Consider the following 24,298-nt stretch of genomic DNA (forward strand, 5'->3'; position numbering starts at 1 on the left):
AATGAACTCTACATTTTGGCACGGTAAGCGAGTTTTTGTTACAGGACACACTGGCTTTAAAGGTAGTTGGTTGTCGCTATGGTTGCAGGAAATGGGAGCTGTAGTTAAGGGGTACTCTCTACCTGCGCCAACAAAGCCAAGTCTTTTTGAAGAGGCAAAGGTTTGGGAGGGAATGTCGACCGAAGAAGGAGATATTCGTGATTTTACTCACCTGCGTCAAGTAATGAATGAGTTTAAACCTGAAATAGTCTTTCATATGGCAGCGCAGCCTTTGGTTCGTCTTTCTTATGATGAGCCAATGGAAACTTATTCCACTAATGTTATGGGGACTGTTTATCTTCTCGAAGCAGTAAAGCAAGTTGGAGGCGTAAAAGCTGTGGTAAATATTACGTCAGACAAATGTTATGAAAATCGAGAGTGGGTATGGGGATATCGTGAAGATGAACCAATGGGCGGCTACGATCCATACAGCAACAGTAAAGGCTGTGCAGAGCTGGTTGCATCTTCCTATCGTCAATCTTTCTTTAATGTTGAAAAGTACTCAGAACATGGCTGTGCTCTTGCATCTGTCCGTGCAGGTAATGTTATCGGCGGTGGTGACTGGGCGGTAGACCGCCTTATTCCAGATATTCTTTGTGCTTTTGGAGAGAAACGAAAAGTCGAGATCAGAAGCCCTCATGCAATTCGGCCATGGCAGCATGTTTTAGAGCCATTATCGGGTTATATCACCATTGCAGAAAAATTATACTTAGAAGGTCCGGGTTTCGCAGAAGGCTGGAACTTTGGCCCTAAAGATGAAGATGCCCAACCCGTTGAGAAAATCGTCACCCACTTGACCCAATCATGGGGAGATGGAGCTGAGTGGTTCTTGAGTCAAGAGGTTCACCCTCATGAAGCTCATTACCTAAAACTGGATTGCTCTAAAGCAAAAATGCGTTTGAATTGGCAACCAGTTTGGAATCTTGAAACAACTTTAGATAAAATCGTAAACTGGCAGAAAGCTTGGCTTAATGGCGAAGACATTAAGACATACACGATTAATGAAATAAAAGAATACATGACCGCAAGAGCAGGTAATAAATAATGTCGAAAGAGCAACTAAGATCTCAGATTGCTGACCTTGTAGAGCAATATGCAGAGCTAGAATACGCACCAAAAGAATTTATCGGCGGAGAGAGTATCGTCCCTCCATCAGGCAAAGTACTTGGTGCAAAAGAGCTTCAACTTATGGTTGAAGCCTCTCTGGATGGGTGGCTAACAACAGGTCGTTTTAATGATGCATTTGAAAAGCGTCTGAGTGAGTACTTGGGTGTACCTTATGTCCTAACTACAACATCAGGCTCTTCAGCTAACCTTCTTGCGTTAACCGCACTAACCTCTCCTAAACTAGGTAAGCGTCAACTAAAACCTGGTGATGAGGTAATTACCGTTGCTGCTGGTTTTCCAACAACAGTAAACCCGGCTATCCAGAATGGCTTAGTGCCTGTTTTTGTAGACGTTGATATCCCAACCTACCAAATTAAGCCAGAAATGATTGAAGCGGCAGTTTCTGAAAAAACTAAAGCAATCATGGTTGCGCACACTCTGGGCAACACCTTCGACCTGACTGAAGCTCGCCGAGTTGCAGATAAGTACAACCTATGGCTTATCGAAGACTGCTGCGATGCTTTAGGCTCAACATATAATGAGCAAATGGTCGGTACTATAGGTGATATCGCAACGGTAAGCTTCTACCCTGCTCACCACATTACTATGGGTGAAGGTGGTGCGGTATTTACAAAAGATAAAGAGCTACGAAAGCTGGTTGAATCTTTTCGCGACTGGGGTCGTGATTGCTACTGCCCGCCGGGCTGTGACAACACTTGTGGTAAGCGTTTTGAACAACAACTAGGCTCTCTGCCTGATGGCTACGATCATAAGTACACCTACTCTCATCTGGGCTACAACCTGAAAATTACAGACATGCAAGCAGCCTGTGGTCTTGCTCAGATGGATCGCGTTGAAGACCTAGTTCAAAAACGTAAAGATAACTACGTCTATCTGCGCGATGGTTTGGCATCATGTGAAGAGTTTATTATTCTTCCTGAAGCTACCGAGAACTCTGACCCATCATGGTTTGGCTTCCCAATCACCATTCGTGAAGACTCTGGTATTGACCGCGTTGACTTACTAAAGTTTATGGACCAATACAAGATCGGAACTCGTCTTCTTTTTGCTGGCAACCTGACGCGTCAACCGTATTTTGAGCACGTAAATTACCGTGTTGTCGGTGATTTAACCAATACAGACTTAATCATGAACAATACGTTCTGGATTGGTGTATACCCGGGCCTTGGGCATGAGCACCTAGATTTCGTTATTGAAAAATTTGAAGAATTTTTTGGTTTGAACTTTTAAAATATCCTTTTTGTAATTTGGTGTATAGATGAAAGCTTCTGATGCTATAGCAAAAGTCTTAAGTGCAAATAATGTTACAGTAGGTTTTGAACTTATAGGTGGCATGATTGCACATTTAGTTGACAGCATTAATGTGCTAGGGGAAACAAAGCTGATATCACTTCATCATGAGCAAGCAGCTGCTTTTGCTGCTGGTGGTATTGCACGAGCGACTAGCAATAAAAGTTTGGGTTTAGCGCTCGGCACTAGTGGACCTGGCGCAACTAATTTGGTGACTGGTATTGCTGATTGTTGGTTAGATAATTACCCTTGTATTTTTATAACTGGTCAAGTTAATACACATGAGTTAAAAGGGGACCGCAACATTCGCCAGCAAGGTTTCCAAGAGCTTGATATTGTAAGTATCGTTAAAAGCATTACGAAATACGCTGTGCAGATAAAATCAGAAAAAGAAATCATACCTGAGTTACAGAAAGCAATCGATTTAGCTATCACAGGGCGTCCAGGCCCTGTTCTAATTGATATACCTATGGACTTACAAAGAGCTGAAGTTGAAGAAGAGATGCTTGATTTCCTTAAAGCTAAAGGAAGCAGTGCGACAACTTCACCTATTTCCGAGCAAGTCTCCCTGCAAGTAACAAGAGTCTTTGATGAGCTCTCAGAAGCTGAGAAACCATTGTTCATTATTGGTGGAGGTGCTGTAAATGAAACCAGTTATCCTGATTGGCAGGAGTTAGTGTCTCATCTTAAAATCCCTCATGTTGCAAGTCTAAAGGGCAGTGAGAAGACTATAGCTCTAGATAGTTATTTAGGTATGATTGGTGCGTACGGAACGAGAGCTGCGAATCATGCGGTACAAAATGCAGACTTAATTATAGTTCTAGGAAGTCGACTAGATGTTAGGCAAACAGGTGCCGACGTTAATGACTTTGGGAGAAAAGCGACAAAAATTATTCAAATAGATCTAGATCAAGAACAATTGAACAATCGTGTTAAAGGGCATATAAATATTCATGCTACTTGCGAGTCATTTTTTCAAGCGCACTTGAGTTTATCAAACTCAATAAGTGAAGCACATTGTGCGTGGAGTATGGAGTTAATGGAGCATTTTACCCGTTCATTTCAAGATGAATATGAAGAGCTAAATGTTAGTCCATTTAACTTGTGTACGTCGTTGCGTAGTCAATTTAAAGGTAAAGCTACTCAATTTGTTACAGATGTTGGTAATAATCAAATGTGGATAGCTCATAGTTTGTTTCTGGACAAAGGGCAAATGATACATCATTCTGGCGGTCTAGGAGCTATGGGGTTTTCGATTCCAACTTCTATCGGCGTTCACTTTGCTACGGGAGAAAATGTTGTTTCGATATCAGGTGATGGTGGAGCTCAGTTAAATATCCAAGAGCTTGATATCATTGCTCGCGAAAACTTACCTATCTTAACTATTATATTGAATAATAAATCTCTTGGAATGGTTCGTGCTTTTCAGGAAATGTATTTTGATGGGCGAAATCAATCTACTTTCTGGCAAGGCTATAGCTCGTCTTTCTGTAACCTAGGTCAAGCATATCAAATGAAGTCAGTATTGGTTAGCACTATCGATGAGTTTAATCAGGCAATCAAAATATTCATAGAAAATCCTTTACCTACACTAATAGAAGTAATGATGGTTGATGCTAGAGATTGTAGACCTCGCCTTGCATTTGGTAACCCAATAGATAAGCAGTACCCTCTCGGTGACTTTTGATGTCAGTTGATATTGAAGATCTAAAACTTATCGCGAAAAAGTTAACATCAGACTTTGAGTTTTATAGAGAACAAAGGGTGTTTATTACAGGAGGCACCGGTTTTTTCGGAAAATGGCTGCTTGAATCATTTATCTATCTAAATGAAGTACATAGTTTGAATGTATCAGTAACTATATTGTCCAGATCTCCTAGTAAATTTAAAAGAGATTTTCCCAGACTATTTAATCATAAAAACTTCAGATTTTTGCAGGGCGACATACGCAGTGTTCACGACATAAAAGGAAGCTATGACTTAATTATTCATGCTGCGACAGATGTTTCAACTGAGCTAAATAAGTCAAATCCTGAACTGATGCGCAGTACTATAATGGATGGAGCTATCAAAATCTGTGAGTTGGCTGAAAAATCTAATTGTAAACGTATTTTATATACAAGTTCTGGCGCTGTGTATGGACCGCAACCTGAAACCATGGATAAAATGTCAGAGAGCTTTGTAAACAATCCTGATTTTGACTTTGAAGATGCGTATTCCTCAGCGAAGCGGGAGTCCGAAAAATACTTTAGATACAACTCTCCTTGTGACATCGTTATTGCAAGGTGCTTTTCTTTTGCTGGTCCATATCTACCATTGAATGGAACATACGCATTTGGTAACTTTATTAACGACCATGTTAATAAGAGAGACACAGTAATAAAAAGTGATGGAAGCTCTCTTCGTTCTTATATGTATAGTGCCGATCTGGTTATATGGTTGTTACGGATATTATCTTCTGGAAAAAATCGGGATATGTATAACGTAGGATCATCTTCTTCTATTAGTATAAAAGACTTAGCTGAAAAGATTAGCACTACAAGGGTAAAAGTGTTAGGTGCAAAAGATAACAACAAAAATCGTTATATACCTTCAGTAGAAAAAGCTAGGATAGAGCTAGACTTAAAAGAGAACTACAATATTGAACAAATAATAAATAAAACAAAGGCGTTTTATAAATGAACTGTAAGTCACAACTTTTGCAGCCATTAGTTAGTATTTGTATCCCTACCTACAATGCAGCCAAATATATAGTTGAAACCTTAGAGTCTATTTCAAGGCAAACTTATAAAAATATCGAAATTATTGTTGGTGATAATGCATCTAGTGATGATACTGAACGTTTGGTAGATGATTTTAAAAAAACAAGTGGCCTAGAAATAATATACTATAAGAATGAAAATAATTTGGGATATTCTGGGAATTGCAACAAGTTAATAAAACAAGCCAAAGGAGAATTTGTTGCAATCTATCATTCTGATGATATTTATCACGATAGGATTGTTGAACATCAAGTCTCTTTGTTGCTTGAAAATAAAGAAGTTGCAGGATGTTTTACAAATTACTCGTATATAGATGAAAAGGGAAATGATACAACACGCGGATGTCAATTTGAGGTCAATAATTCATGGATGACTATATTCAATCATGATGACTATATAGTTAATATACTTGACAAGTTTAGAAATCCTTTTTTTTGTCCTAGTTCACTTGTTCGAAAAGATATTTATCAAACAGTTGGCGGTTACAACGAACGTATCAAGTTCATTGAAGACCAGGATATGTGGATTCGAATACTAGAGAACAACAGCATGGCTGTTATAAATAAAAAATTAGTAAAATATAGAATCCATGAAGCACAAGGAAGTTCAGTATACACTAATATTAATAGAAAAAGCGAGAGCCCTATGATCTCTCACATCCGTAGCTACTTGTTAGAAAAATATGGTGAAGAACGTTATACAATAAGTTACAAGTTCAAAGTTGATAGGCTTTTAGCTATAGATGATATTAGATTTGCTTTTTATTTGGTAAAAAAAGGGTGTAACCAACCAATATATTCCAAATATCATGAATTTATAAGGTGCTCTAAAGCGAAATATTTGCTTAGTGTTTCTGATATCAGATTTGTGAAATTTTTTGTTTTGCAGTGGCTTCCAGTTTCTATAACATACTTAGCACTCAAATTAGTTATTAAGGTAAGAAGTTGAAAATTGTTTACGTCGACTACAAATATCATTACGGGAAAAAAGAGCTTGGATTAAATACGATAGCGCTCGATGGCTTTATTGCGTCTTTCGAGCAATTGGGTCACTTGGTTTTTCCTTTTTTTTATGATGAACTGTCAGGCGACAGAGAAAAGCTGCATATGGAGCTCGTAAAGTTTTGCGATAAAGAAAAGCCTGATCTAATTTTCTTTCTATTGTCTCACGATTTGTTTTGTGGAAAAGTGATTAGCGAGCTTTCCAAGAAATATATTACAATGAATTTCTTTGGTGATGATCATTGGCGTTTCGATAACTTTACAAAGAAGCTAGCAAACTCTTTCACCTACTGTATTACGACTGACCCTTTTTCAGTTAAGAAGTATGGAGACATTGGTGTTAAGAACAACCTAATATTAAGCCAGTGGGCTGCGTTGGAAATTAAAGAACAAGCCCGTGATGAGGTTGTCAGTTACGAGTATGATATATCCTTTATTGGGGGTAAAAATCCATACAGAGAATGGGTTGTTGAGCATTTATTGTCCTTAGGCCTTCATGTGGAATGTTTCGGTGTAGGATGGAAAAATGGACCTGTATCTTCATATGAAATGAGTAATATATTTAAGAAATCTAAAATTAACTTGAACATATCTAATAGCTGTTCATATGACTTAAGGTTTTTTTGGAAGAAACCACTTTCATTTTTAAGACAGCTTCGTAGTATTAAAACGTCTTCGCAGATAAAAGCGAGAAACTTTGAAATACCAGCACTCAATGGATTCCAATTAACGGATTATGTACCTTTCTTAGAAAGGTATTTCAGTATCGGGAATGAAATTTGTTGCTACAGTGACATTAATGACCTTGTTGATATGATTAACTATTTCCTTGAGTGCGACGAGGAGCGGGAGCGTATTAAGGCAGCTTCTTATAATCGAGCAATAAAAGAACATTTTTATATCAATAGAATCCTCCCAATTCTAGATGAAATCAAATAGCTCTTATTTGACAAAGTTTAACTATTTTTACGTGATTTTGTAGAGGTTTTTTTGAACAATAACTTATCGTTAGTGATTCCCGGATTCAGTGAAAACTCAATTTTCGATCCACTAGATTTAAAGGTGAACAGAGATAATTGTATGTCATCGTTTCACCAACTTAAACAAGGGCTAGCCTCTTTGGGATTTGACTTGTCCACGTGTGATATAAACACAGAGGAAAACTCCAGGATATCCTTGCATTTCGATGTAAATAGCCCGGTAGAACTAAAGTCTCCAATTAATTATCTTATTTTGCAAGAAAGTGAAGTTATTAATCCGTTTGGTTGGAGCCGGGACTTACATAGAAAGTTCGACAGAGTTTTTACATGGAACGATGAGTTAGTTGATAATGTACTCTATTTTAAGCTGAATTTTTCTCATAAGTTTCCTGACAAAGAAAAGTGGGAAAGGAATATTGTTTCTTGGGAAGAAAAGAAGCTTTGCACTTTAATCTCGGGAAATAAGATGGTTAAGCATAAGTATGAACTATACTCAGAGAGAGTTAAGGCTATTAACTGGTTCCAGGCGAATACCAAAATTTGCGAATTTGATTTTTATGGTATGGGATGGGACCTACCCTCCTTTAATAATAGATACATTAATCATATAATAAAAAGAATACCATTTTATAAAGTTTTCGTCTCAAAACATGAACGTTATCGTGGTTCCGTAGAAAACAAGAATAGCGTGTTGAGAAAATACAAGTTTGCAATTTGTTTTGAAAACGCAAAGGAAATACCAGGGTATATTACTGAAAAGATATTTGACTGTTTTTTTGCCGGCTGCGTGCCTATTTACTATGGTGCTCCCAATATTTCTTCTCACATTCCTAAATCATGCTATGTGGATTTTAGAGACTTTAGTGGCTACGAAGAATTGTATCAATTTATAGTTAATATGCCCAAAGAAACTTACCTATCTTATATAACATCTATTGAAGAGTATATATATAGTGCACGATCATTGCCTTTTAACAGTGAGTGCTTCAGAGACACTATAGTGGGACATATTCAGAGTGATTTTGAGTAATAAATCGGATTTTATCATTCTCCTCGCTGGAAGGTTAATACAGGTTGCTCTGACATTAGTGGCTTTGAGAGTTTCTACTACAATTCTCCCACAGCTAGAGATGGGGTATGTCTACTACCTCATTGTATTACAATCTTTTTTTACTTTGTTTCTTATTAGTCCTGTTGGTCAGTTTTTTAATAGGCAAGCATCGAAGTGGTATGATAATAATATAATTTATTCTAACTACATCAAGCAAGTAGTTTATATATCTTTAATATCTGTTCTATCTACTATTGTTTTGTTTTTTGCTAAGTTATTGGGCTACGATCTTCCGTCGTACTCTTTATTGGTTGTTTCCTCGTGCTTAGTTTTAAGTCAGAGTTCCAACCAAACGATTGTACCCCTGTTAAATATGCTTGGTCATCGTAGGGCTTTTGTATCTTTTAGTCTTATTACAGCTATATTTTCGTTGCTGATGTCATTTATTTTCATTACCTTTTTTGGAGCGACGGCATTTTCTTGGTTGCTTGGTATAGTTGTCGGAAATTTAATTGTAACGATTATTGCTACACTTTGGTTTAAAACTACTTTGACTAACAATCAATCTAACGCAGGTATTGATTTAGCTCAGCTGCGGAGGTTTTGTTTACCTATTGCTATTGCCACTATATTTATGTGGTTTTTAAACTCAGGCTATAGGATGGTAGTTGAAGGTGTCTATGGATTAGAATTTCTAGCTTTTTTAGGTGTCGGACTTTCTGTATCGAGTCAAGTTTTTTCTATAGCCGAGTCTCTTTTAACTCAGTACTTTATCCCAGGATTATTTAAGAAGTCGGAGGTTGATTGTGAAATATCTCGGACTAACCTGGTTAATTCATACTTTTCTCTAGTCATACCACTTTACGTCTCGCTGGCCTTATTCTTGACTCACTCAATTGAATATTTTTTTCCATATATAATTGCAGAGCAGTATTATGATGCTTATCACTTTGCGATATATGGCGCTTGGATCGAGTTAGGTAGAGTTTTGACGAATGCATTTGCGATTGTAAGTCAAGTTGAGCGTAAGACTTCTAAGTTTTTGTTTCCATATGCGTTTGGCGCAGTGTTTTTATTTCTGTCTATGAGCCTAAACAATGAATTTTACAGTGTGGTTAGTATAGAAACCTTACTGGTAACTTCTGGATTTATTGTTCTTATTACAATGTACTTTTTTATGAAAAGAAGCCTTAAATTCACTATTCCAATAAAGGGCATTGTATTGTTTAACCTTTTTACTTTACCGGCAATAATCTTTTTCAACCTATTTAATATTCCAACTAGCATATCTATAGCAAGTTTGATTTTATGCTTCATTGGCGGTTTGATTTACATCCTTGGTGTTTTTCTAGCCTATTTTTTCAGTTTTAAGTACCTAGAGGTAAAATTGTGAGTCGAGGTTGTAAATGAACAACGAAACAGGATATTTGTATCGTTTTGCTCTTTTATTTAGTGTATATAGTAGCCTTGTCTTAGTTATCTATCTAACTCTAGGAAATGCTGTTTACACTTCTACACCTGATGCTAATACTTTATCTATTCACTTGAATGTATGGAGAGACTATGTATCAAGGTTTGATACCATATTCGATTTACTGATATATGGCGATATTGTTCTTCCTACATTGATATATTATTATGTTCCACACTACGTGGGTAATGGGCTGGTTTCTGTCGCTATATTGTATTATTTTTGTCGCTATCGCTTTACCCCTTTAACTATAACGTTTGTGATTGCACTCCTCGTTTTTTTATCATATCACACTCTTATCTATAATAAGGATCTATGGTTTTTTGCTAGTACATTGGCGATCTTTCACTTCACTTTTCGAATGCGAGTTTCTTTTAGTCTTAGTAAATTAGTTATTTTGATAGTCCCACTAATTTGTTTAGAGTTGCTAAGGAGAGGCTCTTCTTTGATAGTGATTTTATTTCTATTTCTATTCTTCGTTAAGCAACCAGTTCGATTACTAATTATAGTTCCACTAATATTGATGTCTCAGTATTCTTTGAGTTACTTTGATGATATCCACATCCTAAACCGAATAGTGCAAGTTGCTAACAAGATATCGAATGGAGAAAGTTTAAGCTATTTACATCGGGTAATTAATAATCTCGTATCAATGGCCATCATACCTTTTAGGTATTTGAGATTCGACCTTAATGTTATTTCACAGTATCTATTTGGTTGTGTTATTCTATTTTCAATATTTTTACCAACGATTAATATGCAGTTATTTAGGAGGAGTTTGCAGCCAGGAATTCTATATATATCTAGAGAAAAAATATTTTACATGATATTGTTAATATCTATAGTGCCTTTCCCACACCCTAGGTATTTAATTGGTTTTTTACCTCTTTGCCTGCTAGTATCCTCAAATGAAATATATGGTAAAACTAAGGTGATGAAATGACCGAGTCCGTATCTGTTATAATTCCTTGCTATAATGTTGAAGAAACAGTAGTTAGAGCGCTTGATTCTATTTTTGGACAATCATATCCTATCTTTGAGGTCATCTGTGTAGATGATTGTTCAACAGATAATACGAAAGATGTTATTTTAGATTATAAAGACTGTCGTGTTAAGTATATTAAAAATATAAAGAATTCAGGCCCTTCTTATTCTCGTAATATAGGTTTTAAACAATCTGTTGGAAGTATTGTTGCCTTTCTTGATGCTGATGATTATTGGCATTCTGACAAGGTAAAAGCGCAAATAGCACTATTACGTTACTTCGACTTTGAGGTTGTTTCTTGTTCTTATTTTGATGGAGAGTTACACAGGGTAAAGGAGACTATCGGATATAGAATCCTGACTTTAAGTGAAATAATGCTCTCGAACATTATATCGACACCCTCTGTACTTATGCATCGTAGCGCTTTCTTATTATTTAATGAGGAAATGAAATATTCTGAGGACTTCGATTTATGGCTTAGGTTGATTAGGAATGGTTCACGGTTTGGATATATAAATAAGGACTTGGTATATCTGGATAAGCTTTCTTTTGGTGAAGGAGGTTTGAGTTCAGATCTCTTATCTATGGAGCTAGGTGAGATTAAAACTATATGGAATAACTCGACTAAAATATACGAAAAAACGTTTTACTGTATTTATTCTTTAGTTAAATTTTTACGTAGGTTGTTTATCGTATACAGGCGTAAGATTAAGTCTTTCTCTAACTAGATGTTTAATTGTTGAGATGAAATATGATTTCCCTTTGTCGATGTTTCTCACCTAATTCTAGTTGTTAATCTAAAAAGTTTGGCGTCTAACTAAATTCGACTAAATTTCACGACTTTATTCATAAAGCGTATCCGACTAGATCGGACTTCAGTCTATATTGTAAAGAATTGCTCCATTGAATTATTATCTTGATAAATCTTGCCTGAGACAAGCTTCGCTTAGTTTAAAATTACAACGGTTTTTAAAGATACTCACGACTCCTGTAGTGCGTTCCTTTTACCACTGTGTAACATACCTAGGAAGCTTTCTTCATGATTATTAATGCTTTGGTCGTCAATGGTCTATCGGGCTGAAAAACATCGGAACACCACTGTTCTTTGAGCAAACAAGTCGAGAGCAACCCAAATCTAAGTAGTGTCTCGATCTAAACTTAATATTTTAATGATTTCAGCGGTTCTGTATCGACTTAGACTGATACCATAATGCACTCATGGTGAACAATAACTCACAATGTGAGTTTCCACGAATAAGTGTTCTGATTTGTTCTTCGGCTTTTGTCGAGATTTTTTATTACTGATAAATGCTAGGATGGACACTGAATATACGACATTGTTTCTCATTGCTTTCTATCTATTTTGTCTTTCGATTATCAAGAATTCTTCGACAAGTCATTCTTTAGTCTTTTTATTATTTCTTTGTGTTCTTCTAGCTTGATGGACCATTTTAAATTTGTGAGCTTTTTCTGTTCTGAGGTTAATAAGACTGATTAAGTCAGTTATCTTAATTAACACACAATTGAGCTTTCAAGTTCGAATTGTGGAATAAGGCTTTTCTAGTACACTTTGTCATAACTTCATCTGTTTTCGTGATCTGGCTCTTAAAAAATAAAATATAGCTCCAAAATAGGTTCTGCCACAACACAATGTTCAATGATACAGTTCTGTCGCTATAATTAAACATGTAGTTCCACATAAGCAATAGTTGTAGTAGCAGATGTCAATTAATTGTTTTATCTGCTATGCTTCATCCACTCAAAGGAGTGCTGTTTTTCGGCATGCCGTTAGTAAAAAACTTACTCTCGGGCTAATAAGTGTTATATTAGAGATATGAGTATGCAATTAGATAGACATTACGAAGGAACTGATTTTATTACAGGCTTGAGAGCGATTGCAGTTTTTCTTGTTTTTGTTATACATTCCGGGGGAGGTGGTCTTCGAGATATTAGTGAATTTCTGAATACGTTCGTCGATTTTGGAAAGTATGGTGTTCAAGTTTTTTTTGTAATAAGTGGCTTTACAATATTTTTCCAGTTGAGTAAAGAGGGATATTCTCTTCGTAGGTTTTTGTTGATCAGAATTTTCCGTATTTCAATCCCATACTTTCCAGTTTTGATTTTTATATATATATATATTAATTCAGGTGGTGAGCAATTTAATGGGTGGGCTAATCAGTTTAATAATGGAACACTGTCTATAGATAACTTATTGATGCATATTACATATCTTGCATCTTTTGATTTGAAATATGCAAATACTATTATTGGCGTCGAATGGACATTACATATCGAAGTCTTCTTTTATTTTTTGATAGGGATTTTACTAACAAGAGGACATTTAAAGCAAGGACCTTTGAGTATTATGTTTTGGTTCGTTATTTGGTTGATTATTGCAGTTACTCTGGGTCCTCTTGGTTATATTGGAACTCTAGATAGATTGGCGGTTTATTGGATGCCATTTATTTACGGATGGATGTTTATCCTTGGGGGGGGGGCTTTCTATCTCAGAAAAAAAATGACTCTAGTGATCTCAAGTCATTTAGAAAACATTATTTCAGATTTGGGTATAATCGTATCAATAGTTTTAATTTTCGGTTTGATATGGTTAAATTCTGGAGGTCTTGTAAGTAAATACCTACACTTGGATTGGTCCGAAGTTCATTTTTTAAACGAGTTGTTTGTTTCTTTAATAACGGCTACTCTTATAGTAACTACGAGAGATGCTGGGAAGTTTTCAGTAGTATTTACAAGCAAGGTCGCATTGTTTTTAGGCGCTATTAGCTTTTCATTCTACTTGATACATTACATTATTATCGCTTCGGAAATTTCCTATAAGCTTTTTTACTTTGAAAATCAAACAGTCGTTTTTTTCTCTAATCTCTTTATAACAATAGTTGTTTCAGTTGTGTGGTACTATTTTTTTGAACAGTTTTTATATCAGAAAGCTAAGAGCGCTATTAATAGAAGCATGACCCATTGAGTATATAATAACCTTCTTATAAACAATATTGACTTTATGCCATCGCATTAGAATTATCTATTCAACTAAAAATATACTGAATCACTCAAAATGTTCACCTTTTGGGAGGTATGCAAGTAAAGGGGAGCCCTTTCCCCTAGCATCACCCGACTAATTGGCCTCCTTGCAAACGGAAAGATGACAACAGCAAGATATGTGTGCAGGCATACTTCTTCATATACCTACGCAGACTGGGTTAGGTACAGTGACGGTCGATTGTCGAGACAGATTGTTTGGGATCTCTACGTGCTCTTGTGATGCTTTTCTATAAAGAGGCTTCTTCGTTTGGTAAAGTCGTTTATTTATTTTAGAAACTTGATAGCGCGTTGGTTTACAGTTTGGACGTCACGATGTCGGCAATAGAGCCGTTGCTTGCTTTATGAGCTTCTTTATTGAGACTTTTTAGTTTCCCCAAATCAGGGGGGATTCACACATGGGGCGACAATACCAGTATTTTTAACTGCTGAGGTGGACACTAAACACATATTATAAAAAGCTCTGCCCGAGCTTCTTTATTATCGAGAGCCGTTCAATGACTCCCATATCAAGGGGTCTATAGCTTTTTCAATATTTCATCTTGTTATTCACGAAGTGCAGGTTTCTTTTTCAGTTCTCGTATCTGAATCTACTCTAGTGTCACTGGTGAAGCATGATGAGTCCCTCGGTTGCTCATGGATGTATCAACCAGATCGAATCAATGTCGACCGGTGGATTGTTGTGTCTGATCCACTTGTTCAAACCATTCATAGCTTTAGCTGCTTTGACCACTGAATAACCATTGTCAGTAAGCAGTTGCGCAGCTTTAAGTTCTGGATTAAAGCTCTTCTCGTGCGCTATTGTCATAGTTCTACGCGTTATGTACGAGGTGTAACTAGGTGGCCAAATTCACTATGCCACAAAACTCCTAGCTCGCGAGGAAGCAAGTTATCAAATTGATTAATGGAGAAACCACAACAACTAGATTCGACCGCATAGAACTATAAATTATATGTCGATAGTCGATTATGCCAATTAATCGTGCAACGTAAACATAGGGAACTTAATAGCGGCGGTGGCATTAAACTCGGGGTACGGTCAGATCAGGTTTGAATTAGTGTACATTATGCTTATCAATAGTCGTAAAATTCCTTTACGCTCGTTTTTTATGCCATTGGTGAGGGTTGAGCAGTCGCCCCTTCTATTGCTTGGGTTCCTTCATTCTTCAATACAAAAGTTAACTGCAGTGCTTTACATTAAGGTAATGAAAGTATGTCCGTATAGTTCCATTTTTATGTTAAGAGTGGTATCTGCCTATTATTGGGTGTAAAAATTCAGTGTGTCACTATAATAAATGTAAGTATAATCTATCTTGGTTCTAATACGGTTTTGTATACTTCTAAAGTTTTACTATGCATCGTTTCTAAACTATGTTTTTGAATATAGTCATTATAGTTGTTTTTACCAATCGCCTTTCTAAGCTCTGAATTACATATAAGCTTCTCAATTTTTTCGGATAGCATTACACTATCTTGCCTTTCAATTAGGAAGCCATTAAACCCATCTTTTACGGCCTCATTAACCCCCCCAACATTCGAGCATATAACTGGTAGACCGGAGCTCATGGCTTCCAAAATCGATAGCGGATAACCTTCCCAGTTGCTGATTAAAAGAAATATATGGGAGCTGCTCAAGAGTTCGTCAACGTCGTTCCGCTCTCCAAGTATGTTGATTTTATTTTTTACAGAGCTTTCATCTACGAGCTTTCGGATTTTGTTTAGTAAGGGCCCGCCTCCTACCAAATCTAATCTCCAATCCAAATGCGCCAGTCGCTCCAATGAGTTGATTAATGTCGAATGGTCTTTTTGTTTGTTAAATCTAGCAACCATTATCAACTTAACTGTCTTGCTTTCTTCATTAGTCTTTTGGGTTGGCAAGCTAGGGCCTACACCATTATAAATTACGACTTGATGTTCATCTGTAGATACACGATTTTTTATCGCTAAATCTTTGTCTTGCTTGGATACAGTGATTATTTTTATCGCTAACTTGGAAAAAATACGCTCTATTAAGATATATATTTTCCTCTTTTTTGGTGATATTCCTTCTGCGAATGACCAACCGTGAGCAGTAAATATAGCCGGGAATCCAGTAATTTTCGCTGCTAACCTACCTAGTATTCCAGCTTTAGATGAATGCAAGCCAATTATGTCTGGTTTAAACATATAGTACTCTTTGCATAATTGTATTACACATAATATGTCACAAAGAGGGTTTATTCCTCTTACTAGACTAGGAACCACTTTAGTTTTGACACCGCTTGTTTCTAATTGGTCGACTAAAGCTCCTTTTTCTCCCGTTATAACGAGTATGTCGTGTCCTTGATTTTTAGATAGTATACTAAGATCTCTAACATGAATCTGTGCTCCACCAATTTCGGAGGCTTTCGTTATTACATATATTATTTTCACTTGTTAAACCTTTTTATTTCGCGCCAAAGCCTGTTAACATTGTTCGTATAGTTTTTAACACTATGTTCATGTCTAACCAGAATGATAGGTGCTTAATATAGTAAAGGTCATGAGCTAATTTTTCTCTTGTAGAGTCAGTATCATCTGCATAACCCTGAACAGTTTGAGCCCAACCCGTAATTCCTGGTTTCACCATATGGCGGTAACCATAGAAAGGGATTTCAGTTTCAAATTGCTTAACAAAACTTTCTTGTTCTGGTCGCGGCCCGATCAGCGACATTTCGCCTTTGAGTACATTGAAGAACTGAGGAAGCTCATCAATTCTCACTTTCCTTATTATTTTGCCTACTTTCGTAATTCTGGCTTGCTCTTCAGTAGCAAACTTGTCTTTGTCACCTACCTTTTTCACAGTCATACTTCTAAATTTGAAAATCCGAAATGTTTTGCCCGATTGACCAACCCTTTCTTGTATAAACATAGCAGGGCCAGGGTTTTCAATTTTTATCAGTAGGGCCGTTATAGCCATTATTGGAAGTGTTATAGGGAAAGTGGTGACTATCAATACAGATTCCCAGACACGCTTCAGGTTGAAGTAAATAGGGTTAGGGCTGAGGGTTCCAATTCCATTTTCAGATAAGTGTGAAGTTTGCACTTTGCCCTCGATCATCTCTCTAATACTTTCTGAGTGAAATACAGATATGTTATTAATACTGCAGTCAGCCACAAACTTAGAGTCCTCTGGGCTAAGTTCTTTATGTAAGTCTACAACAAGCCCCGATTGAATTGAGGCTATGTCTCTTTTCGGCCCTAAAGGGCTGACGTCAATATTCTGGTGGCTCTCAAATATCGATAAGTCAAAGTTTTCTAATGCAGAAAGCTTGAGTTTCTTATAATTTTTTCTCATTAGACTGCTTATATATAGCCAGGCAAAACTTATTCCGAAACCGTGAATTAGAATTGACCGAGAATATTCCAGTCTAGTTAATGCAATAATTCCAGATAAAATAGCAAACATCGTCAAAAGAACAGGTAATATGTAGTATTTTCTTTCAACTAGTAGGTACTTACTTATTTGTGGGAGAGTGCTAGCTGCAGCGGTATAAGCAATTAAAACGCTAAATACACTATACTTGATAGTATCAGGCAGAGTTGAAAGCTCTCCACCAGATACTATCAGTAGGTAGCAAAATATTAATGCTATACCTAAACCATGAATGATTACTGAGTTGGATAAAATATGTTTTTTCACTGTAATTGCTTTCTGTTGTATAACTGTTATGAATTTACGTAAACTTGAAGATTACAAAATCTGCTTCAAAACCCGATCCGCCTTCACACGGGTAATCTTACGCATTAGCTTCTGGACCGCATCTGGGTAGTCTTCAAACTTCTCTAACTGTCTGTATGTGCAGATTAGGTCGGTGTGCTGAAGAATATTCTCCACCTCTTTCTCAAACTGAGGTGTTAGATGATGATAGTTATCTTGAATGAAGATTGCGTTTTCTAAATCCAATTTCCAAGCACGAGGGTTAAGGTTATTACCGGTAATCAGCATATAACGCTTATCGACCCAAATGCCTTTTAAGTGGAAGCTGTTTTCTTCGTGCTTCCAAAGGTGGATAGATAGCTTGCGGCTGGCAATATTCGCTTCGTTCGCTTTAGCAAATTGGCGTAAGTTACGTTCATACAAGTAAGGTAAGCCACCAATAGTGCGGAAATCTTCTTCTGGTGAGATATAGAAGTCATTAGCCGTCTTATCACCAACAACAATCGTGACTTTTACGCCACGTTTGATTGCCTTCTTCACTTCTTTTGCCACGCTGCGTGGGAAGTTAAAGTAAGGCGTACAGATGAAAATCTCATCTTTTGCTTGGGCAAGAAGCTGGTTGATACCTTGGTTTAGCTTGTTACGCTTTTTACCGACACCCACGATAGGAGTGACAGCGACTTGTTCAGCAGAAACTTCTTGAGACTCAAATTGGTAATTCGATTTTGCTAACGATGCTCGTAGCTGGCGAATTTGAGCTTTGATCTCTTTGGTTTCAGGTTTGCTTGGGCACGCTAAGTCATTTACCGCAGGGTGCTCAATCATCTCAGACTGAATGAATTCGACCATACTGTCTGCCAGTGCTTTATTGCTTAGCATATGGTAGCGATCAAAGCGGTAACGATCTTTATAGTTGAGGTAAATGTTATTTAAGCTTGCGCCACTGTAGATCACCTGATCATCAACAATAAATCCTTTGAGGTGAAGTACACCAAATACTTCGCGGCCACGAACAGGAATTCCGTAGACAGGGATCTTATGTTCGTAGTTCTCGGCAAATGACTTATACATTGCTGCATTGGTTTCGCCAGGCTCAGCACCAATTAAACCACGTTGGGCACGGTGCCAGTCGACACAGACATTAATATCTAGGCCTGGATTGCGCTGTTTGGCTTGATAAAGCTCGGTCAAGACTTCTCGACCAGCCTCATCATCTTCTAAGTAAAGAGCCACAAGGTAGATTCGTTTACTTGCCTGACGAATCGCTTCAATTAAGCGAGTTCGAAAGTCTTTGGCTGCGTATAAAGTCTCGAAATGAGCGGGATCTTGCGCCAAAGTAGGAAGTTGTTCGAATAAATTCCTATGAGTCATCATGTTGGATGGGTAACCTTTACTTAAAGTGGACAGGGATATTAGCAAAAGAACGAAAAAGTTGCGAGTGACCTAAGACTCGCTACTTGAAGGTCGTAGGCTAATCTCGCCGCCAATATAGCTTTCGATTCCTTGTTCGGTCTCTAAAAGTACCGCGCCTTGTTCATTGATACCCTTTGAAATGCCCGAAATCTCTCTTGGCCCCATGATAAGTTTAATCGGGCGTCCTAAGAAGTTATCAAGTCGATTCCATCTTTCAACAAAGCCTGACATTCCTTGAAGTTCATAATCAGCGAGCGACTTATTCAAGGTTTTAATCATGGTGATAGCCAGCTGGTTGCGGTCGATATTCTGACTCTCAGCCACTTCAGACAGGCTTGACCACGGCTGAGTAATCCCTTCCGTTTTATCAGACATCATCAGGTTCATACCCATGCCGATAACAAGGTTTGCCGCAGCTCCTGCTTGACCAGACATCTCAACTAAAATGCCGGCGAGCTTTTTATCTTGATAATAGAGATCATTAGGCCACTTAAGCTTTACGCCCTCTAAACCAATTTCTTCTAGCGCTTCAACGATGGCAACGCCAACCACTAAGCTTAGCCCCATCGCCGCTGCCATGCCCGCATCTAAGCGCCAAAACATCGATAGGTATAGATTAGAGCCAAATGGGGAAACCCACTCTCGGCCACGACGTCCGCGTCCTTTCGCCTGGTATTCAGCTAAACATACTGAGCCTGACTCTAAGCTGTCCGTGCGCTCAAGTAAGTATTGATTGGTCGAATCAATAATAGGAATAAGCTCTACGGGTGTCGTTAGAGCTTGGTTTAATACTTCTTGGTCAAGTAACTGCATGGGTTTCGCAAGTTGGTAGCCTTTGCCCTGTACGCGAAAGATATCGACGCCCCACTCTTGAATGCCTTTGATATGTTTACTCACGGCAGCACGAGAAACACCAAGTTGATCACCAAGCTCTTCTCCTGAGTGAAAGCCACCTTGGGAAAGAGTTTTTAATATCGATAATTTTGCAGAGTGGTCCTTCATGACTGCTTCTCCAAGATGTCTTGTAAGTAGGTTTCTTGTTTCGCGCCCATAAAGCGAACTTCATGTTCAAGCTGTATTTGATAGCGATTTAGCACCGTAGTTCGAACCTTAGCGGCTAGTTGAATGATGTCTTCCGCTGTTGCGTGGTTCTGGTTGATCAGCACTAGCGCTTGCATTGGGTGGATTTGAGCGCCACCAACTGACGTGCCTTTTAGCTGACATTGATCGATCAACCAGCCTGCGGCGACTTTCATTCCGTTATCAGTAGGGTAGGCAACAATATCGGGAAATTGCTTCTTTAATTGTTCAAAGTGGTCTTGAGAAATGACCGGGTTTTTGAAGAAACTACCGGCATTGCCTGTTACAGCTGGGTCTGGGAGTTTCTCCATACGGATTTGGCATACGCGATCAAATATCTGTTGGGCGGTAAGATCTGTTGAAGCCAAAGATCTAAGAGGCCCATACTCGATATTTGGTTGCCAATCTTTAGCGAGTTTAAGGCCAACCGCAATGATCACAGCCTTTTGATATAACTGGTGTTTAAAAATAGAGTCGCGGTAACCAAATTGACACTCCGCTGCGCTCAGTCGCTTAACTGTAAGGCTTTCCAAGCAGAGAACGTCTACATACTCACAAATATCTTTTAGCTCAACACCATAAGCACCAATGTTCTGGATCGGTGCACTGCCGGCACAACCCGGAATAAGAGCTAAGTTTTCTAAACCTGGATAACCATTTTCAACCGTCCACTGGACAAGAGAAGGCCAATCTTCACCTCCAGATATATGCAAATGCCAGTGAGTGTCAGATTCAGTGACTTCTTTGCCAAGTAATGAATTGATGATCACCATACCCTGGTACTTTTCAGTAAAGAGCATATTGCTGCCTTTACCCAGCACGAGCTTAGGTAAATCGCTCCATTCCGCATTCAGGTAAACCTGTTTTAGCTCATCTATCGAGTTGACCTCAACAAGAAAGGCACACTGCTGAGAAATAGAAAAAGTATGATAAGGACGTAGGTCGGCGTTAGCTGTAATTTGCATTGGTTTTATCGAGTAATCTAAACTGCGCTCATTCTACCTCAAATCGAGATTGGTGATAATGAGCGCAATGCAGATTGAGCAACTGGACCCGATGAAGTTACCTTTAGTCGCGAGGCTATATAAATCCTTTTATCCATCCGGCAAGGCGAAAAAGGATGAGCTAACTTTGGTTGGTTACATGGAAAACCAAATGGCAGCGGTTGTCCGCTTTCGAACTATTGAACAATATCGATTGCTAACGGGGATGCTTGTTGTCCCTGATTTTAGGGGGCAAGGGCTCGGACATGAACTGATGTGCCATTGTTTGCATTACGTGCTATCTGAGGGCGATTATTGCTTTGCCTATCAGCACCTTGAAGGCTTTTATGCACAGCATGGTTTTAAGACGATTGATTGCCAGGAGTTGCCTAACTCGTTGAAAGGTTTATACGATCGCTATACTCGTACTAAAACGCTAGTACCAATGATGTACCTTGTGGCAGAGTCACCCTAGGCATGTAAAGCGTTTGCTTTATAAATGGCTTCCCTCATAATTACTTAGTGATTGAGGAAGTAAATATGAAAAGCACGGATAAAATTTTACAGTTAATCAAAACCAATGGTGCGGTTACGGTAAAACAATTGGCACAAGAGTTATCTATGACGACGATGGGGGCTCGCCAGCACCTGCAAGCTCTTGAGTCTCAAGGTGTGCTTACCTTTGAAGATCGTAAAATAAAAGTTGGCCGGCCAACCAGACATTGGTCTCTTACTTCTGAAGGGCACAAAGAATTTTCTGATCGTCACGGTGAACTCACGATTCAAGTCATAGATGCGGTAGAGAGCTTGTTTGGTAAAGAGGGGCTACAAAAGGTCGCCGATGAAAGGGAGAAGCAAACCTTTCATAATTACCTAAATCAGCTAAGCGAATATTCTGAACTGGAAGAGCGTTTACTAAAGCTAGTTGAGTTGCGCCAGCAAGAAGGCTATATGGCTGAGTTGGAGAAGACGGAGTCTGGATACACTATGATTGAAAACCACTGCCCTATCTGTAAAGCTGCGACGCGTTGCCCGTCTCTTTGTCAGTCTGAGCTAAATGTCTTTAACAAGCTACTTGGTGCTGACTGCTTGATAGAACGAACAGAGCATATTGTTCAAGGTGAAAGGCGCTGTGCTTACCGAATTTCGCTTGAAGACTGATTAAACTTACACCTCCTTAGGTGTTCTTACTTTTGAGACTCAGAATAATCCCATCTTCCATTGTTTTCATGATCACCTATCCTTAAATGAGTTGCTGATACTTCAATCAGTGTATTAGGAGGCATTATGAGAACACCATTAATCAATCAAACATTACCTTCTTTTGATGAGTTGATGGAGCTTGCACAAAATAATCCAGATGCCTTTTCTCAACTCAAGCAAGACATGTGTGAAGAGATGATCCTTTCAGCTTCTGAAGAGATGCAAGAGAGATTGTGGGCGCAGCAAAGCCATATCGATCGCGTTGTCAGTACGTGCAAAAACCCTAACCACGCTAATATGGTCTTAATGCGTGAACTGGTTTCTCAAATGACGAAATTTCAAGATGTATTAGATGGCGATGTTGCTGAATCAGACAAACAGCCGTTAGCTGATGTTATCTCGTTGGATGAGTGGAGGTAATGAATAAAGATTTTTGCTCAGGCTGTGCTCATCATTTTCGCTATGATAAACTCTAGTTAGTATAAATTTAGCGCCATTTTGGGTGCTGTGACTAATTAAAGGATTACCAGTGAGCGGGCAAAACCAAGCACCTATTGCTAATCAGCAATATTCACCTCAAATTCCCCCTTCTTTTCAAAACAATGATGAAATTGATCTTAGAGAGCTGTTTAAAGCCCTTTGGGATGGCAAATTTATCATTATAGCAACAACGGTTTTGTTTGCTGTTGGCGCAATATTGTTCGCATTAAATTCGCAAGAGTGGTGGTCATCCAAAGCCAAGGTGTCTCAGGCGCAGTTGCAAGATATGTCAGCTTACCAACAACAGGTTAAGCAGTATCAGCCGGTTTTTGATATTTATCAAGAAGATGGCACAGTACTAGTTAGTAATGAACTTGATGATTTGGTTGACACAAAGGTATTGTTTCAGCGCTTTGTCGACGCATTTAATTCCAGTGATAATAAGCGATCTTTCTTAGATTCGAGTGAAGAGTTTAAGCAATTTAAGGTACAACTTGATGCTGACTTAGCCAGAGCCTTATATGCTTCATGGTTTAGCAAAATAGAGGCGAAGAAAAATGGCAATGGAGCTAATTCTCCGTTTGACGTTTCGTTTCAATCAGTTTCAAAAGAGAGCAGTTATGCACTTTTAAATGAATATCTAGCAGTTATCAAGCGAGAGACTCATCAAGATGCATTGAATAACTTACAAGCTATTGTCGATGCCAAGCGCAATGAACTTATCCAACAAAAGCGGATTCTTGAGACTCAAGCTGCAAATAAATTAAAGGTAGAGGCTGAGCGTGCTAAATATGCACTTGAGATTGCCCGGGCAGCAAACGTCACCCAACCAATTCAAACCAATAGCGATAAAGAAATCTTCGGTATTGATTTAGGTACTAAGGCGTTAGCTGCTAAGGTGAAGGCTTTAGAGTCTATTGAGAGCTTAAGTGTAGTAGAGCCACGCCTCCAGCAGATCGACGCAAAATTGGAAATGCTGAAGAACCTCGAAATCGATCGTTCGATTCAGTTCCAAACTTTCCGTTTCTTGGAAAATGTTGAACAGCCAATTACTCGCGATAAGCCTAAGCGTGCACTGATTGCAGTGCTAGGAACACTTTTGGGTGGGATGCTAGGTGTAGCAATTGTTTTAATACGCTTCGCTTTTCGTCGTGAAGAAGATTAAAAGAGTTACACTCATCTAAATGAAATGCTTCACTTACGTTACGGTTAGTGGGGCATTTTTAGTTTTTGAGTTAGAAAAGTTCAAATACTGCATCTCTGAACTTGATCACAAAAAAAATCCTATTCCCCCTTGGGTTTACTTAATCCGTCCCTCATATAGTTACCACAAGGCTTTGAAAGCCGTTTATCAAATCAAACATGGAAATTTTCAGGAGAGACACCCGATGAATATTCGTCCATTACACGACCGAGTTATCGTTGAGCGCCAAGAAGTTGAATCTAAGTCAGCTGGTGGCATCGTTCTAACTGGTTCTGCTGCAGAGAAATCGACTCGCGGCGTAGTTCTAGCTGTAGGTAAAGGCCGCATTCTAGAAAACGGTACAGTGCTACCGTTGGACGTAAAAGTTGGCGACACTGTTATCTTCGCTGAAGGTTACGGTACTAAGACTGAAAAAATCGACGGTAAAGAAGTGCTAGTGATGTCTGAAAACGACATCATGGCGATCGTTGAGTAATAGCAATCATTGAGTAG

The 24,298-nt window shown here is 38.4% G+C and carries 21 protein-coding genes; 15 read left to right on the top strand and 6 right to left on the bottom strand.

Features of this window, described 5'->3' with window-relative positions:
* Position 1 precedes the first annotated feature (1 nt).
* The 10 genes from rfbG (at position 2) to ELS82_RS03340 (ending at position 13,690) form a co-directional block, all read left to right on the top strand.
* Positions 2-1,084: a CDP-glucose 4,6-dehydratase gene (gene rfbG, locus ELS82_RS03295; protein WP_134834219.1), complete on the top strand. Its 1,083-nt coding sequence runs from the start codon at positions 2-4 to the stop codon at positions 1,082-1,084.
* Positions 1,084-2,397, top strand: coding sequence for a lipopolysaccharide biosynthesis protein RfbH (gene rfbH / locus ELS82_RS03300; protein ID WP_134834220.1), 1,314 nt, complete (start codon positions 1,084-1,086; stop codon positions 2,395-2,397). Before rfbG ends, rfbH begins: the two co-directional genes overlap by 1 nt.
* Before the next feature lie 28 nt (positions 2,398-2,425).
* Positions 2,426-4,144: a thiamine pyrophosphate-binding protein gene (locus ELS82_RS03305; RefSeq protein ID WP_134834221.1), complete on the top strand. Its 1,719-nt coding sequence runs from the start codon at positions 2,426-2,428 to the stop codon at positions 4,142-4,144.
* On the top strand, positions 4,144-5,139 hold the full coding sequence (locus ELS82_RS03310; protein WP_134834222.1) for an NAD-dependent epimerase/dehydratase family protein: 996 nt from the start codon (positions 4,144-4,146) through the stop codon (positions 5,137-5,139). Before ELS82_RS03305 ends, ELS82_RS03310 begins: the two co-directional genes overlap by 1 nt.
* Positions 5,136-6,167, top strand: coding sequence for a glycosyltransferase (locus ELS82_RS03315; protein ID WP_134834223.1), 1,032 nt, complete (start codon positions 5,136-5,138; stop codon positions 6,165-6,167). The genes ELS82_RS03310 and ELS82_RS03315 overlap by 4 nt, the downstream gene beginning before the upstream one ends.
* Positions 6,164-7,159, top strand: a complete 996-nt coding sequence (locus tag ELS82_RS03320) for a CgeB family protein (RefSeq protein WP_134834224.1) — start codon at positions 6,164-6,166, stop codon at positions 7,157-7,159. The genes ELS82_RS03315 and ELS82_RS03320 overlap by 4 nt, the downstream gene beginning before the upstream one ends.
* Positions 7,160-7,300: 141 nt before the next feature.
* Positions 7,301-8,230: a glycosyltransferase family 10 domain-containing protein gene (locus tag ELS82_RS03325; RefSeq protein ID WP_134834225.1), complete on the top strand. Its 930-nt coding sequence runs from the start codon at positions 7,301-7,303 to the stop codon at positions 8,228-8,230.
* Positions 8,223-9,644, top strand: coding sequence for a polysaccharide biosynthesis protein (locus tag ELS82_RS03330; protein WP_134834226.1), 1,422 nt, complete (start codon positions 8,223-8,225; stop codon positions 9,642-9,644). Before ELS82_RS03325 ends, ELS82_RS03330 begins: the two co-directional genes overlap by 8 nt.
* A 1,017-nt stretch (positions 9,645-10,661) precedes the next feature.
* Complete coding sequence (locus ELS82_RS03335) at positions 10,662-11,435, top strand: glycosyltransferase family 2 protein (RefSeq protein WP_134834227.1); 774 nt, start codon at positions 10,662-10,664, stop codon at positions 11,433-11,435.
* Between the two features lie 1,112 nt (positions 11,436-12,547).
* Positions 12,548-13,690 (top strand): acyltransferase family protein, encoded by a 1,143-nt coding sequence (locus ELS82_RS03340; RefSeq protein WP_167489210.1) that lies wholly within the window; start codon positions 12,548-12,550, stop codon positions 13,688-13,690.
* Between the two features lie 708 nt (positions 13,691-14,398).
* Here the strand turns inward: ELS82_RS03340 and ELS82_RS26250 are convergent.
* The 6 genes from ELS82_RS26250 to murB form a co-directional block, all read right to left on the bottom strand.
* The gene (locus tag ELS82_RS26250) at positions 14,399-14,572 is read right to left on the bottom strand and encodes a hypothetical protein (RefSeq protein WP_167489212.1); all 174 of its coding nucleotides are present in this window, start codon (positions 14,570-14,572) and stop codon (positions 14,399-14,401) included.
* Between the two features lie 500 nt (positions 14,573-15,072).
* Positions 15,073-16,176 carry a glycosyltransferase family 4 protein gene (locus ELS82_RS03345; RefSeq protein WP_134834229.1) on the bottom strand — a complete coding sequence of 368 codons (1,104 nt, stop codon included), beginning with the start codon at positions 16,174-16,176 and terminating at the stop codon, positions 15,073-15,075.
* A gap of 13 nt (positions 16,177-16,189) precedes the next feature.
* Positions 16,190-17,425 (bottom strand): sugar transferase, encoded by a 1,236-nt coding sequence (locus tag ELS82_RS03350; RefSeq protein ID WP_244230747.1) that lies wholly within the window; start codon positions 17,423-17,425, stop codon positions 16,190-16,192.
* A 51-nt stretch (positions 17,426-17,476) separates the two neighbouring features.
* On the bottom strand, positions 17,477-18,817 hold the full coding sequence (pssA, locus tag ELS82_RS03355) for a CDP-diacylglycerol--serine O-phosphatidyltransferase (protein WP_134834231.1): 1,341 nt from the start codon (positions 18,815-18,817) through the stop codon (positions 17,477-17,479).
* Between the two features lie 69 nt (positions 18,818-18,886).
* A complete protein-coding gene (gene birA, locus ELS82_RS03360; RefSeq protein WP_134834232.1) occupies positions 18,887-19,858 on the bottom strand; it encodes a bifunctional biotin--[acetyl-CoA-carboxylase] ligase/biotin operon repressor BirA in 972 nt (323 codons plus the stop codon).
* Entirely contained in the window at positions 19,855-20,901 is a 1,047-nt protein-coding gene (gene murB / locus ELS82_RS03365; protein WP_134834233.1) for a UDP-N-acetylmuramate dehydrogenase, read from the bottom strand. Before murB ends, birA begins: the two co-directional genes overlap by 4 nt.
* Before the next feature lie 67 nt (positions 20,902-20,968).
* Between murB and ELS82_RS03370 the strand changes: the two genes are divergently transcribed.
* From ELS82_RS03370 to ELS82_RS03390, 5 genes are all read left to right on the top strand, one after another.
* Positions 20,969-21,394: a GNAT family N-acetyltransferase gene (locus tag ELS82_RS03370; protein WP_134834309.1), complete on the top strand. Its 426-nt coding sequence runs from the start codon at positions 20,969-20,971 to the stop codon at positions 21,392-21,394.
* Positions 21,395-21,459: 65 nt separating this feature from the next.
* Complete coding sequence (locus tag ELS82_RS03375) at positions 21,460-22,080, top strand: helix-turn-helix transcriptional regulator (protein WP_134834234.1); 621 nt, start codon at positions 21,460-21,462, stop codon at positions 22,078-22,080.
* Positions 22,081-22,206: 126 nt separating this feature from the next.
* A complete protein-coding gene (locus tag ELS82_RS03380) occupies positions 22,207-22,542 on the top strand; it encodes a DUF3135 domain-containing protein (RefSeq protein ID WP_134834235.1) in 336 nt (111 codons plus the stop codon).
* 109 nt (positions 22,543-22,651) lie between these two features.
* Complete coding sequence (locus ELS82_RS03385; RefSeq protein ID WP_134834236.1) at positions 22,652-23,767, top strand: LPS O-antigen chain length determinant protein WzzB; 1,116 nt, start codon at positions 22,652-22,654, stop codon at positions 23,765-23,767.
* 223 nt (positions 23,768-23,990) lie between these two features.
* Positions 23,991-24,281, top strand: coding sequence for a co-chaperone GroES (locus ELS82_RS03390; RefSeq protein WP_004410737.1), 291 nt, complete (start codon positions 23,991-23,993; stop codon positions 24,279-24,281).
* Positions 24,282-24,298: the final 17 nt, after the last annotated feature.

This window comes from Vibrio ouci (assembly GCF_004551525.1).
GTDB lineage: Bacteria > Pseudomonadota > Gammaproteobacteria > Enterobacterales > Vibrionaceae > Vibrio > Vibrio ouci.

Coding starts and splice junctions, on each gene's coding strand:
- ELS82_RS03325 (WP_134834225.1), top strand. CDS start 7,301: ATGTCATCGTTTCACCAACTTAAACAAGGGCTAGCCTCTTTGGGATTT.
- ELS82_RS03305 (WP_134834221.1), top strand. CDS start 2,426: ATGAAAGCTTCTGATGCTATAGCAAAAGTCTTAAGTGCAAATAATGTT.
- ELS82_RS03370 (WP_134834309.1), top strand. CDS start 20,969: ATGCAGATTGAGCAACTGGACCCGATGAAGTTACCTTTAGTCGCGAGG.
- rfbG (WP_134834219.1), top strand. CDS start 2: ATGAACTCTACATTTTGGCACGGTAAGCGAGTTTTTGTTACAGGACAC.
- rfbH (WP_134834220.1), top strand. CDS start 1,084: ATGTCGAAAGAGCAACTAAGATCTCAGATTGCTGACCTTGTAGAGCAA.
- ELS82_RS03310 (WP_134834222.1), top strand. CDS start 4,144: ATGTCAGTTGATATTGAAGATCTAAAACTTATCGCGAAAAAGTTAACA.
- ELS82_RS03335 (WP_134834227.1), top strand. CDS start 10,662: ATGACCGAGTCCGTATCTGTTATAATTCCTTGCTATAATGTTGAAGAA.
- murB (WP_134834233.1), bottom strand. CDS start 20,901: ATGCAAATTACAGCTAACGCCGACCTACGTCCTTATCATACTTTTTCT.
- birA (WP_134834232.1), bottom strand. CDS start 19,858: ATGAAGGACCACTCTGCAAAATTATCGATATTAAAAACTCTTTCCCAA.
- ELS82_RS03340 (WP_167489210.1), top strand. CDS start 12,548: ATGCAATTAGATAGACATTACGAAGGAACTGATTTTATTACAGGCTTG.
- ELS82_RS03380 (WP_134834235.1), top strand. CDS start 22,207: ATGAGAACACCATTAATCAATCAAACATTACCTTCTTTTGATGAGTTG.
- ELS82_RS03315 (WP_134834223.1), top strand. CDS start 5,136: ATGAACTGTAAGTCACAACTTTTGCAGCCATTAGTTAGTATTTGTATC.
- pssA (WP_134834231.1), bottom strand. CDS start 18,817: ATGATGACTCATAGGAATTTATTCGAACAACTTCCTACTTTGGCGCAA.
- ELS82_RS03375 (WP_134834234.1), top strand. CDS start 21,460: ATGAAAAGCACGGATAAAATTTTACAGTTAATCAAAACCAATGGTGCG.
- ELS82_RS03390 (WP_004410737.1), top strand. CDS start 23,991: ATGAATATTCGTCCATTACACGACCGAGTTATCGTTGAGCGCCAAGAA.
- ELS82_RS26250 (WP_167489212.1), bottom strand. CDS start 14,572: ATGACAATAGCGCACGAGAAGAGCTTTAATCCAGAACTTAAAGCTGCG.